General features: G+C 64.9%; 16 protein-coding genes. 15 read left to right on the top strand and 1 reads right to left on the bottom strand.

From position 1 onward, the window contains the following. The first annotated feature begins 124 nt into the window (after positions 1 to 124). From VK682_RS15045 to VK682_RS15020, 6 genes are all read left to right on the top strand, one after another. Positions 125 to 244, top strand: a complete 120-nt coding sequence (locus VK682_RS15045; protein WP_324782146.1) for an Arc family DNA-binding protein — start codon at positions 125 to 127, stop codon at positions 242 to 244. Beyond that, entirely contained in the window at positions 244 to 423 is a 180-nt protein-coding gene (locus tag VK682_RS15040; protein WP_324782145.1) for an Arc family DNA-binding protein, read from the top strand. Before VK682_RS15045 ends, VK682_RS15040 begins: the two co-directional genes overlap by 1 nt. A gap of 63 nt (positions 424 to 486) precedes the next feature. Further along, on the top strand, positions 487 to 888 hold the full coding sequence (locus tag VK682_RS15035) for a hypothetical protein (RefSeq protein WP_324782144.1): 402 nt from the start codon (positions 487 to 489) through the stop codon (positions 886 to 888). A gap of 139 nt (positions 889 to 1,027) precedes the next feature. Next, entirely contained in the window at positions 1,028 to 1,804 is a 777-nt protein-coding gene (locus VK682_RS15030; RefSeq protein WP_324782143.1) for a KilA-N domain-containing protein, read from the top strand. Then, positions 1,801 to 1,959, top strand: coding sequence for a hypothetical protein (locus VK682_RS15025; RefSeq protein WP_324782142.1), 159 nt, complete (start codon positions 1,801 to 1,803; stop codon positions 1,957 to 1,959). Before VK682_RS15030 ends, VK682_RS15025 begins: the two co-directional genes overlap by 4 nt. Further along, complete coding sequence (locus VK682_RS15020) at positions 1,956 to 2,246, top strand: hypothetical protein (protein ID WP_324782141.1); 291 nt, start codon at positions 1,956 to 1,958, stop codon at positions 2,244 to 2,246. Before VK682_RS15025 ends, VK682_RS15020 begins: the two co-directional genes overlap by 4 nt. 148 nt (positions 2,247 to 2,394) lie before the next feature. Here VK682_RS15020 and VK682_RS15015 read toward each other — a convergent pair whose 3' ends face one another. Then, positions 2,395 to 2,880 carry a hypothetical protein gene (locus VK682_RS15015; RefSeq protein ID WP_324782140.1) on the bottom strand — a complete coding sequence of 162 codons (486 nt, stop codon included), beginning with the start codon at positions 2,878 to 2,880 and terminating at the stop codon, positions 2,395 to 2,397. A gap of 66 nt (positions 2,881 to 2,946) precedes the next feature. On the opposite strand from VK682_RS15015, the gene VK682_RS15010 reads away from it, so the two are divergent. The 9 genes from VK682_RS15010 to VK682_RS14970 all read left to right on the top strand — a co-directional run. Then, positions 2,947 to 6,072 (top strand): phage tail tape measure protein, encoded by a 3,126-nt coding sequence (locus tag VK682_RS15010; RefSeq protein WP_324782139.1) that lies wholly within the window; start codon positions 2,947 to 2,949, stop codon positions 6,070 to 6,072. Continuing rightward, positions 6,072 to 6,773: a hypothetical protein gene (locus VK682_RS15005; RefSeq protein WP_324782138.1), complete on the top strand. Its 702-nt coding sequence runs from the start codon at positions 6,072 to 6,074 to the stop codon at positions 6,771 to 6,773. Before VK682_RS15010 ends, VK682_RS15005 begins: the two co-directional genes overlap by 1 nt. Further along, positions 6,770 to 7,450: a hypothetical protein gene (locus tag VK682_RS15000; RefSeq protein ID WP_324782137.1), complete on the top strand. Its 681-nt coding sequence runs from the start codon at positions 6,770 to 6,772 to the stop codon at positions 7,448 to 7,450. The genes VK682_RS15005 and VK682_RS15000 overlap by 4 nt, the downstream gene beginning before the upstream one ends. After that, positions 7,443 to 7,841 (top strand): DUF6950 family protein, encoded by a 399-nt coding sequence (locus VK682_RS14995; RefSeq protein ID WP_324782136.1) that lies wholly within the window; start codon positions 7,443 to 7,445, stop codon positions 7,839 to 7,841. The genes VK682_RS15000 and VK682_RS14995 overlap by 8 nt, the downstream gene beginning before the upstream one ends. Beyond that, positions 7,832 to 10,453: a phage tail protein gene (locus tag VK682_RS14990; RefSeq protein ID WP_324782135.1), complete on the top strand. Its 2,622-nt coding sequence runs from the start codon at positions 7,832 to 7,834 to the stop codon at positions 10,451 to 10,453. Before VK682_RS14995 ends, VK682_RS14990 begins: the two co-directional genes overlap by 10 nt. A 25-nt stretch (positions 10,454 to 10,478) precedes the next feature. Next, complete coding sequence (locus VK682_RS14985) at positions 10,479 to 13,751, top strand: hypothetical protein (protein WP_324782134.1); 3,273 nt, start codon at positions 10,479 to 10,481, stop codon at positions 13,749 to 13,751. Positions 13,752 to 13,755: 4 nt separating this feature from the next. Then, the gene (locus VK682_RS14980) at positions 13,756 to 13,941 is read left to right on the top strand and encodes a hypothetical protein (protein WP_324782133.1); all 186 of its coding nucleotides are present in this window, start codon (positions 13,756 to 13,758) and stop codon (positions 13,939 to 13,941) included. Next, entirely contained in the window at positions 13,938 to 14,171 is a 234-nt protein-coding gene (locus VK682_RS14975; protein WP_324782132.1) for a hypothetical protein, read from the top strand. Before VK682_RS14980 ends, VK682_RS14975 begins: the two co-directional genes overlap by 4 nt. Before the next feature lie 298 nt (positions 14,172 to 14,469). Then, the coding region (locus VK682_RS14970) for an N-acetylmuramoyl-L-alanine amidase (protein ID WP_324782131.1) at positions 14,470 to 15,169 on the top strand (700 nt) is incomplete at its 3' end.

The following is a 15,169-nucleotide window of genomic DNA, read 5'->3' as shown; positions in this document are numbered from 1 at the left end:
TTTCGCGGTTGACAGTCAATGCAATCAAAACGATTGTAATCGTATTGATGCTACAGAGGAGAGGACAGTGTCCACCAGTATCCAGCCGAGGACGGGCGAAAACGTGGCTGCAGTGACGCTTCGCATGCCCCGTGATCTGCGCGATGACCTGAAAATTCAGGCCATCCGGGCAGGCCGGTCGTTCAACACCCATATGGTGATGATCCTGAATGCCGCGATCAAGGAAGAGGCAGAGGAATCCTGATGGATTATCCCAGCCGCCAAGCTGACCAGTTCGTGATCCGGTTTCCGGACGGTTGGCGCGACGCGATCAAGGCCGAGGCGGCGAAGTCCCGCCGGTCGATGAACGCAGAAATCCTGTCCGCGATTGAGTTCGCGATGAAGGAGAGGGGGGTGCAGCTTGATGCGCCCGCACAAAAGTAAAGGCCGCCGGGGATCTCACACACCCAGCGGCCTTAGTTGAAACCCAAGCAACGAGGTTCAGAAATGAATATGCTTGACCGACGCTCTTTTTTCAAGAGCGCATCCACAGCGGCGCTTGCCGCGACCGCAACCCCGGCGCTGGCCTTCCAGATGCCGATCACCGAAACCCCGGATCCGCTGCCGGAATGGTTCCGCAAGTGGCAGACGCTTCAAGTCCGCTGGTTCGATGAAGGCCATGATGAGGACGGCGAGCAGAACGCCCTCGGCGCCATCCTCGAAGATGAGCGCGACGAAATCGAACAGCGCATCATGAATGCGCGGGCCACCAGCATCCAAGGCGCCGTTGCCCAGCTTGATCTTGCGATCCACCCGGACAGCTTCATCGGGCGGGTCATTGGCGAAGATCCCCGTGACCGGGTGGTGTTCGAGAACATCCGCGCGGCGCTGGTTGGAGGGCTGGTGTGAACAAGAATGCTGCAGCGCAGTGCGCGCGGCTCGTGGCGGCAGGGAAAAAGTCTTGGCGGACCCCCTGCCGCCACGCTCATCGGTCGCTGTTGACGCAGCGGCCCGAAACCACCTCTGACAAAACATGAAAGGATCAGAGATGACGGGATACGAAGTAGCGGGTGGCAGCCCCCTTGTCTACGGGCAGGTGGCGATCCGCGAAAAGGGCGAAATGCTTTCGCTCACCGACATGTGGAAGGCGGCGGGGGCGCCGGAGAACCGCGAGCCGAAGTTCTGGGTGCGGCAAGAATCCGTGCAAAGCTTCATCGAGGTTCTGGCTGCTGCGGAAAACGTGACTGTGGATCACCTTTTGCGGATACGCCAAGGCCGGAACGGCGGCACCTTCGCTCACTGGCAGATCGGCCTCGCCTATGCAAAATACCTCAGCCCCGAGTTTCACATGTGGTGCAACAGCGTCGTGCGCGAGCGGATGCACGGCCACGACAGCCAGCACCTTCCCGCCGAGGTGCTGGAACAGATCGAGCGCACCAACGGAATCGTTCGCGCGCTGATGGCGCGGATGACGAAGATCCATGAGACGCTTCCGCAGATTATGGCGGCAATGTCTCAGGCAGCGGTCGCGCAGCAGATGGCGGAGCACAACCTCGCCTATCGGCGCGGCAGGACGGCAAAGGACATCTGGGACGCAGCCGGTCTGCCGCCGAAGCTGCGCGGGTCCACTGTCTGGCTGGGCAACCGGCTGAGCGAAATGGGCTGCGGCCTGATGAAGGCGGATGTGGGCGCGAAGGCGGTTCGCATCTTCGATCCGGACAAGGCGGAGATTTGCCTCAAGAACGGGCTGCGGCACCGGGCGCGGGTCTATGCGTCCGAGCGCATGGGGCAGGGTAAGTTCAAGCTGGTCGGGGCTACCGAATGAAGCCGTTCAGCGAATGGACCCCTGCAGAGATGCAGCTGAACACGGCGATGGTCACGGAATGCCGCGCGATCTTTGGCATCGTTGCCGCGCGGCAGCTTTCTGAATCCTGGGTTTTCCGGCACCGCCTGATGGCATTGGCGAGGCGCCCGGAATGAAGAAGATCGCTTGGGCGGTTCAGATCGCGGATCTGGCGATCCAACTTCGCAGCGCTGAAATCGTGGCCGCAAATGAAAGCCAGATGCTCACCGACGCATACCGCGATTTTCGCCGGATGAACGGTCTGGAAAGCATCGCGGAAGGCACGCCCGAATATGACCGGATGATGCAGGCCACCAAGGGCGAATACGATGCCAAGGTGAAAGCGCGGGCGGCCATGTATTCGATCCGGCGGAAACTGCGCGCAGCAATTGATCGCCACCAGCGGGAAATCGGCGCGGCATAAGCGAAACCCCCGGCGCGTGTCGGGGTGGCAGGGGCGGTCAGCTGCCCTTGCTGGTCACGGAAAGGCGGTCGAGGCGTGGCGTGTCAGGGATCGGCGCGTTGAGTTATGGCAAGGCCGGTCAAGGCGGGGCGGCTCCTTCGGGGGCCGCCTAATTCCACCCTGTGACGAGCATTCCGCTAGACGTTCCATCGCCGTGAAAATAAACAAACTGTTGGGGCAAGACGGCCTGCCATCTGTGCCCGCCGCCGACGGAAAATGATTTGTTCAGCCTCACGGGTCTGCGTAGTTCGCAAACCAATCCCGCGAACGACTGCCCGATAGCGAATGTGCTCCCTCGCCGCTCTTCAAGAATGCTCATGTCGAGATCAGACAACCCACGATTTCTGAGTTCATCTGCAACTATCTTCGTATCGGCGGCGGAAAACGGCACAATCTCCACCCCAGGAGAATAGCCATTTCGATAATACAGGCCACAAAGGGACAAGAAACCGCTTGTCCCCGTGAAGCTGCCTCTTTCCTCAGATGACCATTCTGAGGGTGCCTTTATCATCGCTCTATCGTTCGCGTTTTGACCGGCGCCCGCCCCGAAAGCGGAGAAAACGCCGAGAAACACACCGAGAAAAACTGCCCTCATCTTCAATCTCCTTCACCTCGCAGCGGCGACGCTACGGGGCCGAAGCCGCACTGACAAGGATTCACCATGGCCGGACTTCGCCTTGCCATTGACCCGACCGGCGTGGAGACGGGCGCCAAGCGTGCCGAGGACGCGCTCGACGATGTGAAGCGCAAGGCGGGCGAGACCGAGCAGGCGACGGATCGCGTCGGCAAGAAAATGCGGGAGACGGGTGACGCGGCCAGCGCCACCGCGCCCAAGGTCCGGACGGTCGGCACCGAGATGGGCACGCTCGGCGGGAAGGCTGACAAGGCCGGGCAGGCGCTGGGGGCGACGGTGGACCGCGCGAGGGCGGTCGGGACCGAGCTTGGCGCCGTCACTGGCGCGGCGAATGGTGCAGGCTCGGCCATTGGCCAGACCGGCACGGCGGCTGGCAAGACCCGTGATGAATTCGGGCGCTTCGTGAAGGCTGGCGACGATGTGGCGCGGTCTGCGAAGGGCGCAGGCGAACAGGTCGGTAAGACCGGTCGAAAATTCTTCGACCTGAGCAGCCTTGCCGCGAAAGCAGGGGCTGCACTGGGCGCTCTGGCTGCCGGTTACGTTGGCTTTGCCGGGGCATCTGCTGCCGTTCGTGGGATAGCGCAGTTCGACAGCAGCATGTCGCAGCTTGCCGCAGTATCGCGCGCCACTTCTTCCGACCTTGAATCCATGCGCGATATCGCCAAGGAACTCGGCGCCGCCACTGAATATTCAGCCACACAGGCGGCGGATGCCTTGGGATATTTGGCACTCGCAGGGTTGAGTGCGCAGCAATCTATCGCGGCAATCCCGCAAGTTCTGGATTTCGCCACAGCAGCGGGCATTGGGTTGGCGCTGGCGTCGGATCTTGCGACGGACGCTGTTTCGGCGCTAGGTCTGCAGTCCACTGACATGGCCCGAGTTATGGATACTCTCGCCAATCAGGCTGCGTCGTCCAACACATCTGTTGAGCAGGCCGCGTCTGCTATGATCAAATTCGGCGGGATCGCTAAGACCGCCGGCGTTCAGGTTGAGTTTGCCAGCGCCGCGCTCGGGGTTCTAGGTGATAGTGGCCTAAAGGGAGCTGAGGCCGGAACCGCCATGCGGTCAATGCTGGCAAGCCTTTTGGCGCCCACATCGGCAGCTCAAGCAGCACTGAAAGACGCTGGCGTCGCACTGACGGATATCGACATTTCAGCGCGCGGTTTGGTGCCGGTCTTGGAAACTCTGGCTGGCGCAAATCTGACTACAGCGCAGATGGCGGAACTATTTGGAAGGGAGTATCTCGTTGCGGCTAGCTATCTGATCGACGGTCGGGAAAAGCTGGGAGCCTACGCGGCTGCGAACGAGAAGGCCGCCGGGTCCACCAAAGAGATGGCGGAAACGATCCGCGATAACCTTGGGGGCGATCTGAAATCGGCAATGTCGGCGCTTGAGGGGCTTATCCTCGCGCTGGGTGACGCTGGATTAACTGCGGCTTTGCGTGGTGCAGTTCAGGGCGCGACAGGGTTGGTGCGCGGGCTGTCTGAGTTGACCGAATATTCCGACATCCTCGGCGCATCGCTGGGGCTGATTGCCCTCCGCAGCCTGCCCAGTGCCGTTTCCGCGCTCTATGCCTTGGCGACCAGCGCAGGGGTTGCGACAGCCGCCGCTGGCGCGCTGGCCTTCGCCGTGAACGCAATCCCGCTGGTGGCCCTCGGGACGGCGGCTGCCTTCGCCTATCGGGCCTTCCAGACCCACAGCCGCGCACAGGGCGAGGCAGCACACGCGGCAGACATCCACACGGCGGCGGCGGACAGCCTGCGCACTGCAATCGGGAACCTGAACCTCGCGACAGAGGACGGCGTGGAGTATGCCCGCGCCATCGCCAAGGCCCGGCTGGAGGAAGCCGCGGCAAACCTGTCCGCAGCAGAGGCCGCGCTGGCGCTGTTCCGGGCGGAAAGCACGCTGTCCGGGCGCAACCGTCGCCCCACCGAACTCCGGCTTGAGCAATCGGTCGCAGATCAGGAGGCCACGCTCGCGGCAATCAGAGCCGAGGCAGAGCGGCTTGGCATATCGCTTGAGAATGCCGGAGACAGCGCCAAAGGCATCGCGACGGGCGTGCGCGGCGCCGCAAATGAATCGGACCGCTTTCGTGGCATCATCTACCAGACAAGCCTCGCAGGCCTGACCGGAGAGGCTGCGCTCCTCGCCGAACAGATGGGCGTCGCTGCGGATGAGGCGCTGCGCTACAACGCCGCGCTGAACCAAAGCGCGGGCATCGAGACGCCGAACGTCGGGCTCGGGTTTGGCGGCCTCGGTAGCATCGAGGACACGATCACTGGCACCGGGTTCAGCAATCTGGGGTTCGGCAATCTCGACAACCTGCCGCCGCGTCGCCGGACGCCTATCGCTAGCAGCCAAGGCCGTGCATCTGGCGGTGGTTCCCGGCGTGGCCGCATCGACGGCGGAGGTGGCGGAGGTGCTGCCGAGATCGACCGCACCAAGGAGGCCTATGACGCGCTCGTTGCGTCGCTAGATCCTGCCGTGGCCGCCTCTCAGGACTTCGCGCAGGCGCAGGAGACGATCAACGCCGCGCTGGACAAGGGCCATATCAGCGCCACCGAGGCCGCTGGGGCCTATGACCTCGCGCAGGAAGCCTTCGACAAGGCCACGGCGTCGATCAGCGACGGCACCGACATCTGGAAGTCCTTCCAAGACGCGGGTGCCTCGGCCATCGACCGGCTGATCGACGGCACCGGCACGCTCAAGGATGCACTGCTGGACGTCCTCAAGCAGATGGCCCTAGCCATCGCCAACAAGCAGATCCTCGCGCAGGGCGGCACCGCCGTCACTTCGCTTGGCGGGCTGGTCATGAGCACATTCGCGGGCCTGTTCGACAGCGGCGGCACCATCGGCATGGGACAATACGGCATCGTCGGGGAATACGGCCCGGAGCTGGTCAGGTCGACCGGCACCGGCGCGGTGGTCACCTCGCGCGTCGACACGGCGCGGATGCTGCAGCCGCAGGGCGGCCAGACCTTCAACATCGACGCGCGCGGCGCGCAGCAAGGTGTGGGCGAGGAGATCGCCGCGGCGCTGAGGAGTGTGTTGCCGAACGCGATGGCACAGACGCGAGAGGAGACTCTGACCGAGGTGCGCCAGAACCTGCCCGGCTGGCAGCAGCAGATAAACATCAAGGGTGGTCTCGTCTGATGCCATATGCCCCAACGATCTATGACTGGCGCACCAACTGCGTGCCTCTCAATCAGGTGTTTCGCGCGGGCGGGCAGTCCGGAGATTCCGGGCTGACCCTTGGCGGGGTCCGCGTGGGCAACCCTGAGCCCGGCGGGCGGGCAGAGCTTCGCATGGGCTTCGCCGCCTTTGTGACGGAGGAGGCCAACATCGACGCCAGCTGGACCATCAGCAGGATTATGAACGGCGCGGTGATGCGCGTGCCGGTGCATGACAGCGTGCAGCTGGTATCGGCGGCGGCCCTGTCCGGTCCCGAAAGCGGCGGCCTGCCTTGGGATAACGGCGAGCCGTGGGCCACCGGCGCCTATTGGGAATGGAACCCGACAGCGCCGGTGACCGCCGCCGCTGCCCGGGGCGCGACCAGTGTCTCCGCCGATCTTGGCGATTATGGACAGGTGCTGAAGATCGGCCATGTGGTGGGCTTCACGGTCGGCGCCTATGACTTCGCGCATGCGGTCATGGATATCTCCTATGACGCCGACGATGTGGCGACGATCACTGTCAGCCCGCCACTGCGCCGCCCGCTGACCACGGATCACGCGCTGAAATTCCGGCCCAGGATGCTGGCTGTCTGCGCCAACGCGGCGTCGGTGATGACCACCTTCGTCAGTGGGCGCCACATGACGTTCGGCGATGCCGTTTTCGTGGAGGCGTTGGTATGAGCTTCGAAAGCGAACTGCTGGCGCACCTCGGCGGCGCCGACGACGCATGGGACATTCAGGCCACGGTCCGCCGGTGCTTCTTCTTCGACTTCGACGGCGCCCCGACCCGGCTCTGGGATGGCGTGGGGCTGCTGACCACCACGACGGGCGTGGGCGATCCGCTTGACATGGGTGGGCGTGTGCTGGCGGCAAACGAATGGCTCGGCACGCGCGACGGCTTTGGCCTGAACGCGATGAGCGCGCCGGAGATCCGCGACGACAGAGATGGAGTAGCCCCGGATTATGTGTTCGGCATCCCCAAAATGGACCGCGACACCTTCGACGCGCTCAAGGCGGATCAGACCAAGGTCAAAGGCCGCCAGCTGGTCATCTATGACGTGATCATCCCCGAAGGCGAGGGCCTTCTGCCGCAGCAGCCGATCCGCTTCAATGCCCGGCTGACGATGCGCGGCGCCGACTTTCGCGAGATGGCCCGGCCCGGAGACGGTGGCGAAATCATCATGACCTATGCCGCGTCAGTGACGTGCCGTTCTGGCGAGGCGGGACGGTCCCGCTATCCTGGAGGCACCTATACCGACACCAGCCAGCGCGACCGCGCGCGGCTGCTGGGGCTGGAAAGCGACTCGGGCTGCGTGTTCGTGGCCAAGAACAGCCAGAGGACGTTCCGTGTTGGATAATCACCCGGCTGTCGAACGGGCCCGGGCGCGCTGGCGGTCGGAGCCGTTCGCATGGGGCCCCGCCGACTGCATCATCAGCGTCTGCGATTACCTGCTGGACCGCACGGGCATCGATCCGGCGGCCCCGTGGCGGGGCAGCTACTGCACGCCCGAGGGCGCCGAGGCGATCTGCCTGCGCCACGGCGGCGCGCTGGGGCTGATGCGGCACGGCATGGCGCGGGCCGGGTTCGTGCCGGGCGAGCCGGTGCCGGGCGCGGCGGTGGTGGTCGACATGTTCGGCCACGAGATCACGGGCATATTTCTAGGGGGACGACAGACGATGCTCAGACTGGAGGGGCGTGGGCTGGTCGATTGGCCGGCGCCGGTGCTGGAGGCGTGGCCATGCGCGTGATGCGGTTCATCCTGCTGACCACCTCGGCCATCATCACGCCCACGCTGGCGGCGGCTGACCCGGTAAGCGCCTTCATCGCGGGGTTCACGAGCTCCGGTGCGGCGGGTGTCGCAGCGGCTACGGCAAGCGCCATCGGTGGCCTGACCGCCGTCGGCTATGCCTTGGGCGCATTTCTGGGGCAAAATATCCTCGGAACTCTGCTCCTTAACGTCGGCATCGCGTATCTGCTGCGCCCGGATCAGCCCGAGCCGCCGCGCATCGAACAGGCGCAGGTCAACACGCGCATCGCGCAGGCGGAGCGCTATCAGCTGGGCGGCAGGGTCAAGATCGGCGGCGCGGCGGGCGCCTTTGCCGAATACGATTCCGGCGGGAACTTTTGGTATGTGGTGATCCACGGCGACGCTGAGCTGGTCGGCGAGCCGCAGTATTACCTCGATGGCATCCCGGTCCAGCTGCAGCAGTATGACCAGCGCATCGGCGACGCGGTGAACCGCGTTTTTACCGCCCCCGTTGATCTGAGCGGCCTCGTCGCGAGTGACGAGCTGGTGGATGAGGACAGGGTGCTGCTGACGGCCCAGACCGACGCGCGCGAAAATGGCACCTATGACGCGGAGGCCACGGGCGGCACCACTGGATCAGGCACGCCCTTGTTCTCGCTCTCCCGGGCGTCGGACATGGCCAGCGGCGCAAGCGTGGCGCGGGGCCTGCTGTTCGAGACGGTATCGGTCGGCTTTGGCAGTGACCTATCTCCGGGCCGCTGGGAACTGACGGATGATGTGGTAGTCGGGGCCGATGAGGCGGTCTTCAGCTTCACCGAGCCGTGGTCGGATGCCTTGCGCAAAGGGTCTGTTATCACTGACGAATTTTGTTGGAACAACGACGCCGAGATCTGGGACAACAACGGCGAAAAGCGCATCGCCTATGACGTCTACACGGTCACCCCGACCGCCGATCAGCCCTACGGCGATCTGCCCGCGCGCTTCACCGACGCTTTCCCGGCGCTGCCCGAGGATTTCTTCCTTGCCGGGGTATGCTATTCGATCGTGCGCTGCGCCTCGATCAGACAGCCCGCGCTGGCCCGCATGCGGCGATTCCGCGGCCCCATCGGCATCGGAGAGCCTGCGGTGCAGCTGGTCGCGAATTTCAGCCGCGTCCCGGATCCTCGCGTCGAGGGTGTCGACGTCTCCGACCCGGCCACATGGCTGCCGGGCGACGGCAATCCGGCAATCCTATGGGCATGGTGGCGCCTCAACCGATGGGGGCGCGCGCAGGATCACACACTCATCAACTGGGACATGGTGGCGGCGGCTGCCGACGATTGCGACGACCTGCTTACTGACCGCAACGGCGATCCGGTGCCCCGCTACCGCGCCGGGGTGGCGATCCCTGACACCCAGACGCGGCAGGCGGCTGAGCAAGAGATCCTGAAGGCGATGGACGCCTTTGTCGCCTATGACGATCAGGGCCGCGCCTATCCCGTCATCGGAAAATATGTGGCCCCGACGCTGAGCTTCACTGCCTCCCGCGACATTTTCACCGCTGCGACGCAGATCATGGACGACGGTGATCAGCCCATGGATGGCGTCGTGGTGAACTACATCAGCCCGGATCACAGCTACACCAAGCAGCCCTGCGCACCTTGGAAGAACCCGCAGTTCTATGATCCTGCGCGCGAGCCGAATTTTCTCTTTGTCGACGTGCTGGCCTGCCAGAACCATAATCAGGCGGTGCGTCTGGCCAAGGCCTGCGGCGGGCGGCAGCAGGCGTCGCAGAAAGCCGCGCTCGGCACCACCGTCAAGGGCATCCTCGCACAGCGCGAGCGGGCCATCAACCTGACCTATGACAGCCAGTTTACCGGGGTCTGCGAAATCGCGTCGCCGGTCCGGCGGCAGCCTGACGGTATGGCCTGCGCTTTTGCCGTGGTGCCGCTGGCTCCCGACCGCTGGACGCTGAATGCTGGCGAAGAGGGCGCGCCCCCGGCGCCCACGCCCGAGCTGGAGATTGACGAGGGGCTGCCGGACGCCACCGGCGTGGTGCTGACCTCGCAGGCCATCCAGACCGACACAGGGCAGGCGGTGCGCATGCGGGCGGTGTTTGATGCTCCGGCGCGTGACGATCTGTTTTTCCGGTTCCGGTATGCCCCGACGGGCACCTTCGCCCACGAGTATTTCACCGTCGATATGGACGAGCTGCAGGCCTATTCCGCGCTGGTCGCGGACGGCACGACCTACGACGTGCAGTGGAAAACGGTGACGTCCAGCGGCAGCAAGGGCACCGAATGGTCGGACGTCGAGACGATCACCGTCACGGCCAACGCCACGCCGCCTGCGGCACTCGTCAGCGCCTCGGCCACCGGCGGCACGGGCGAGGCCGATCTTGCGTGGACAGCGGCCAATGATGGGAACATGCGCGCCGTCGAGATCCGGCGCGGCCTGACCACCACCTATGCCGACGCCAGCCTTGTCGGCACTGTCATCACCCCGGCCAATGCCAACGGCACGCTGACCGAAACAGGGCTGGCCCCCGGGACCGTCTATTACTGGCTGACGCCGATCAACGGCTCCGGGATCCCGGGCACCGCGTCTGGCCCCATCACCACCACCATCTCCTGACACAAATCACCGCACGAGGTAGCACATGGCTCTGAGCAAGACGCCGCAAGAGGTCATTCAGGGTAGTCCGATTGACCCCAACAAGCAGCCGTCCCCGGCGGAGATGACCACTCTCCTGACGGAGATGCGCGAGGAATATATCGGGCTGGAGGATGCAGTTGCCTATGCAAGCCTGCTGCGCCAGAGCTGGGTCGGGCTGACCTCGCTCGCGCCCAGTGGGATCGGTCAGCGGGCAGAGGTGTCAGACAATGACACCGGCAGCCATACCGACCCGCAGACCGGCCTCACCGTGCCCAATGCTGGACAGTATACCGCATTCGGGACTGGAGCGGGTGACTGGACCTGGGTGCAGGCGACCGGTCTCGGGGGGAAGCTGTCTGCCTCGGCCAACCTCTCAGACGTGCCCGCCCCCGGAACCGCTCGCACCAACATCGGCGCGGCCTCGCAGGCGGATATGTCCACAGCGCTGGCCGCGATTGCGCTTAGGGCGCCGCTGGATTCCCCAGCGCTGGCCGGCACACCGACCGCGCCCACCCCAGCGGCTGGCAACAACACCGCGCGGATCGCGACCACTGAATACGTGGTCACGGCGATTACTCCGAAGGCCAATGCCGATGCGGTGGTCGCTCTGACCGGGGCGCAGACCGTGGCCGGGGTCAAGACCTTCTCCAGTGCCCCTGTGGTTCCGGACGGGGCATTCTCTGTGGCCAAAACGACCGGCCTGCAGGCGGCGCTTGACGGCAAGGCGGCGCTGTCTCACGCGCACGCAATTTCGGGCGTCACCGGGCTGGAGGCGGCGCTGGAGGGAAAGGCAGAGGCTGATGACCTCGCTGCCACCGACGCGCGGACGATCCACGCTCCCGACCGGCCCGGCGACAACCCCGAGGCCTTCTCGACCACGCTCACCGGCGCGGGCGCCGATAAGGCGGCGCTGTCGGGCACCGGCGTTGCCAGCGTCTCCGGCTCCGGCCTGTGCTACGCGCTGACCGGGGCGGGGGCCATCGCCGTCCGGAATCCCATCGCCCTCGGGCGCGACGTGTGGGAGATCACCGCCCGATTCCGGCGGACGCTGAACCCGGCAGACCCGAACAACCACGCGGTCGGGCTGCGCGTGGCGTGGCTCGACGCAGGCAAAGCGCAGATCAGCCTCCAGACGCTGGAGACCCGATCGGATGCGCTCACGTCCTCCGGGCTGATCCAGCTCTCGGCGCGCCTGTCCGCACTCGACGTGGAGGGCGTGATCGCGCCGCCCCCCGGCGCGGTCTACGCCTGCCCCTATATCCAGACCTATGGCGAAGATGGCGCCACCGCAGTGGAGACGCTGCGCGTGGCCGAGATCACCGATCTGGCACTGGCGGATATCGGTGACCTGTCGGGGATGGTGGCCGAGGCTCAAGCCGCAATTGACGCTGCCAATGCGGCGTCTCTGGTGGCCACCGAGACGCTCGACACCATGGCCGATGTTGCGACCTATTCGCGGCCCAGCGACGTGACCGTGATCACCCTGAAGGGCGGCTATGCGGCGCATGACGGCCTCGGCGGGCAATGGGCCTATGACCCGACCGACACCATGTCCGCCTCGGCACCGCCTGACGTTCTAGTTGGCGCGGATGGCGCGCGCTACAAGCGGGTGCAGGGCGTGCCGGTCAAAGCGCCCTCTGTCGCCGCCCTGCGCGCCACCGGGCCGCTGTGGTCGCCGGTATATCTGCAAGAGTTTGGGCGACAGGGCCTCTATGAGTGGTCTGCGCTGATCCAGCCAGAGGAGCATCAGGTCGATACTGAGCGATTTGTTGCGCCCGTCGACGATCAGGCGGGCGCTTGGGTCAGGACCACTGGTGGCAACCCGCTCGCCGTCCAAACGGCAGATGTCATCGACCTTCGCCCGCGCGTGGCGGGCCGTGGGCGACGTTTGGAGCGCGTCTGGCAGCTACCAGATCCAACCGAGGCCGGGCAGTATGATCGGGAGGTGCTACTGGTCGGCCAGCCTCCGATCCGGGCATGGTGCGACGGGGCGCAATGGTGGGATCTGGGTGCGGGCACGGTGATTGACCCGTGGTGGCTGCCACGTAATGCGCAGGTGCACGTCGATTTTGACAATGCTCGGTTTTATTGGGACGGGGCGGTGAAATCACTATCTGACCTGACCGACAATGGCGACGGCAGCTATCTGCTGACGCCAGCTACGCCGATTGACTCGGCAGACGGCTATCAGGTCATCGTATTTGATACCACGATGGACATGACCGATGAGGGTAAGTCGGGCTCTTTTTGGCAGGTCCGCGAAAGCACGGGAAATACGGGGAATCTGCGCGCTCAGCCGCCGGTCGGCACCAATACGCCAATCCGCATCATCGGCAACTACTACGACACCTCTGGCCAGACCATCAATCTGTCGCTTGTATCCATAGACGGCGAAACCGCGACATATCCAGCGACTGGCCGCCACCGTCAGATGCTGTGGTTACACAATGGTGAGCAGGTCAAATACCAGCCCGACAATGGTGATTTCCGCGATGCTGGCCCGGCTGGCGCGCGCGTCGTCACCACGATCCCTGACATCGCGGTAATCTGTCTCGGGTGCAGCTATACCGCTGCGGTAGGCCCCGCTGGGCCTCTGTCTGGTGGCACACTGCATACGCTCACGATCTACAATCGCGATGTGAGCGCGGCGGAGATTGAGGCTATCGGGCGCGACGGCATTGGCCCGCCCGTGCATATCCTAGGCGACTCTTTTATGACGCTCTATCGCCCGCAGCATAACATCAACAAGCTGCTCGCGGACGAGGACATATCCGGATATCTGGCTCTCTCGTCCGATGCAGTCGGGGGAACCACGCTGGAGGAGCAGGCTATTCGCTACGCGGCGGCAAACCGTAAATGGCGCAATTCGACTCTGATCATCGGAGAGATGGGGGCATCGTTTTTGATGCCCGCCGCGCTGAAGAGGATTCTGGGCACGATCCAGACTGATCGGTGGCTCGTGCTTGAGTCCGCACCCGCCAAAAACCAGATCTATGGCTCCGCCGCGCGGGCGGAGTGGGATCGGCGGCGAGACGAGCTGAGGGAGGTGTGTGGTCCAAACTGGGTGCCGACCCTTGAACTAGCATTTGCGCTGAGTGACGGCTCGCCAGAGGATGAGGCGGATGTGGCCAACGGCATTTGGCCCCGGTCTCTGACAAAGAGCGAGGAGGATTTCCACCCGTCCGCTCTGGGGGATGACTTTCTGGCGGCAGTGATCGTGGACGCCCTGCAGGCGCGTGGTTGGCTCCTGTGGGGCGCCGCATTGCTGGAGGGGTGATCAGATGATCCCCGCCATCCTCACCGCCATGTCGCGGCACTATCTCGACGCCTATGCCGGGCTTCTGCCGTTCGCGATTGTCACGCTGGCGGCCCTCACCACCGCCAGCGGCGGGCTCCAGTTCCTCGCCGTATGGTCGACCGTGCGCCTGATCCAGCGCGGTATCCGCAAGGCGTGCTGCCCGGCATGAGCAAAACAGAAAAGCGCGTCCGCTGGGCGCAGGTGCTGAGCCTCTTGGCGATCATCGCCCTTTTCGTGGCCGATATCGGCCTCGATATCCTCGCCAAGGAAGTGCCCGAGTGGGTCTATCCCATGCTGGGCCTGCTGGCGCTGGGGGTGGAGGCCCCCGCGCTGTCCCGCTTCGTCATGGGCCTGCTGCGCGCCGGGGCAGGCGGCGGAGGCGGTAGGAATGCAAAGTAGGGACATGGGCCGCGTGAGCGCAGCGGGCAAAGCATGCGGCCCGACTCGAGAAAACAGCAGGCTGCGCTCACAACTGAGGGCGCTACCTCAATCAGAGCCCGCAGCATAGTGTTCATTCTGTGTCAGGGTGAGCGCGGCAGTCTGGAGGTGGGGTATACCGCAGACGTTGAACATCAACTTGCCGCGCTCGCCTTAAAATATAGCGACAGCCAACGATTCTGGCAAATCCGGACTTAAATTTCACGATGTTCCTTCAAGCCCCGCCTCGCGCGGGGCTTTCTCATATCTGGAGACCACCATGAGACAGGAAATCCGCCTGCTGCAGGCGGCTGCGTCGGCGCTTGGCTTCACGGTCGGCCCGGCAGACGGGCTCTGGGGGCCGAAGACCCGCGCCGGGCTGCAGGCGCTGCGCGCGGGGCGTCAGGGGCGGTGGGGTGACCCGGTGCTGCAGATCGGGCGGGCGCTGATCGACCTGGGCTATCTGACCGAGGGGCCGCTGAGCCGCGCATGGACGCCGGAGCTGGACCGGACCCTTGGCGAGTTGATATCTGTTGAGGGCCTGCCGCGCTCTGGGGCCGTCATCGAGGCCACCACGCAGCCCGCCAGCCTGCCGCTGCGGCCCGGCCACGGCAACCGGCTGTTTCAGGGCAGGGCGGGGCATCTGGTGACGCTCTTCGCCCTGCACACCACCGCCACGCCGACCAGCTGGTGGCAGGGCAAAACCAACGCCGCCATGTTCGCCGAGATCCGGCGCTGGCACCTCGCCAAGGGCTGGCGCGACATCGGCTATCACGGCGTGATCTTCCCGGATGGCGAGGTCATCGAGGGCCGGGCGTGGGGCGAGATCGGCGCGCATGTGGTCGGGCACAATGCCGGGTCGCTGGGCTATTCAATGGTGCCGGTGCGCACCATCACCCGCATGGGCCGGGCGGAAGACTTCTACACCGACGCCACCCTGTCTGCGATGCGCGGCGTGATCGCCCGCGCCTGCGCCCGCA

The organism is Salipiger marinus, assembly GCF_035481585.1.
Lineage (GTDB): Bacteria > Pseudomonadota > Alphaproteobacteria > Rhodobacterales > Rhodobacteraceae > Salipiger > Salipiger marinus.
Note: the sequence above shows the minus strand (reverse complement) of the source record. Positions and strands in the feature narration are given on the sequence as shown.

Excerpts from the sequence above, each read along its gene's own strand:
- VK682_RS15045 (WP_324782146.1), top strand. The coding sequence starts at position 125 with ATGCCCCGTGATCTGCGCGATGACCTGAAAATTCAGGCCATCCGGGCA.
- VK682_RS15040 (WP_324782145.1), top strand. The coding sequence starts at position 244 with ATGGATTATCCCAGCCGCCAAGCTGACCAGTTCGTGATCCGGTTTCCG.
- VK682_RS15035 (WP_324782144.1), top strand. The coding sequence starts at position 487 with ATGAATATGCTTGACCGACGCTCTTTTTTCAAGAGCGCATCCACAGCG.
- VK682_RS15030 (WP_324782143.1), top strand. The coding sequence starts at position 1,028 with ATGACGGGATACGAAGTAGCGGGTGGCAGCCCCCTTGTCTACGGGCAG.
- VK682_RS15025 (WP_324782142.1), top strand. The coding sequence starts at position 1,801 with ATGAAGCCGTTCAGCGAATGGACCCCTGCAGAGATGCAGCTGAACACG.
- VK682_RS15020 (WP_324782141.1), top strand. The coding sequence starts at position 1,956 with ATGAAGAAGATCGCTTGGGCGGTTCAGATCGCGGATCTGGCGATCCAA.
- VK682_RS15015 (WP_324782140.1), bottom strand. The coding sequence starts at position 2,880 with ATGAGGGCAGTTTTTCTCGGTGTGTTTCTCGGCGTTTTCTCCGCTTTC.
- VK682_RS15010 (WP_324782139.1), top strand. The coding sequence starts at position 2,947 with ATGGCCGGACTTCGCCTTGCCATTGACCCGACCGGCGTGGAGACGGGC.
- VK682_RS15005 (WP_324782138.1), top strand. The coding sequence starts at position 6,072 with ATGCCATATGCCCCAACGATCTATGACTGGCGCACCAACTGCGTGCCT.
- VK682_RS15000 (WP_324782137.1), top strand. The coding sequence starts at position 6,770 with ATGAGCTTCGAAAGCGAACTGCTGGCGCACCTCGGCGGCGCCGACGAC.
- VK682_RS14990 (WP_324782135.1), top strand. The coding sequence starts at position 7,832 with ATGCGCGTGATGCGGTTCATCCTGCTGACCACCTCGGCCATCATCACG.
- VK682_RS14985 (WP_324782134.1), top strand. The coding sequence starts at position 10,479 with ATGGCTCTGAGCAAGACGCCGCAAGAGGTCATTCAGGGTAGTCCGATT.
- VK682_RS14980 (WP_324782133.1), top strand. The coding sequence starts at position 13,756 with ATGATCCCCGCCATCCTCACCGCCATGTCGCGGCACTATCTCGACGCC.
- VK682_RS14975 (WP_324782132.1), top strand. The coding sequence starts at position 13,938 with ATGAGCAAAACAGAAAAGCGCGTCCGCTGGGCGCAGGTGCTGAGCCTC.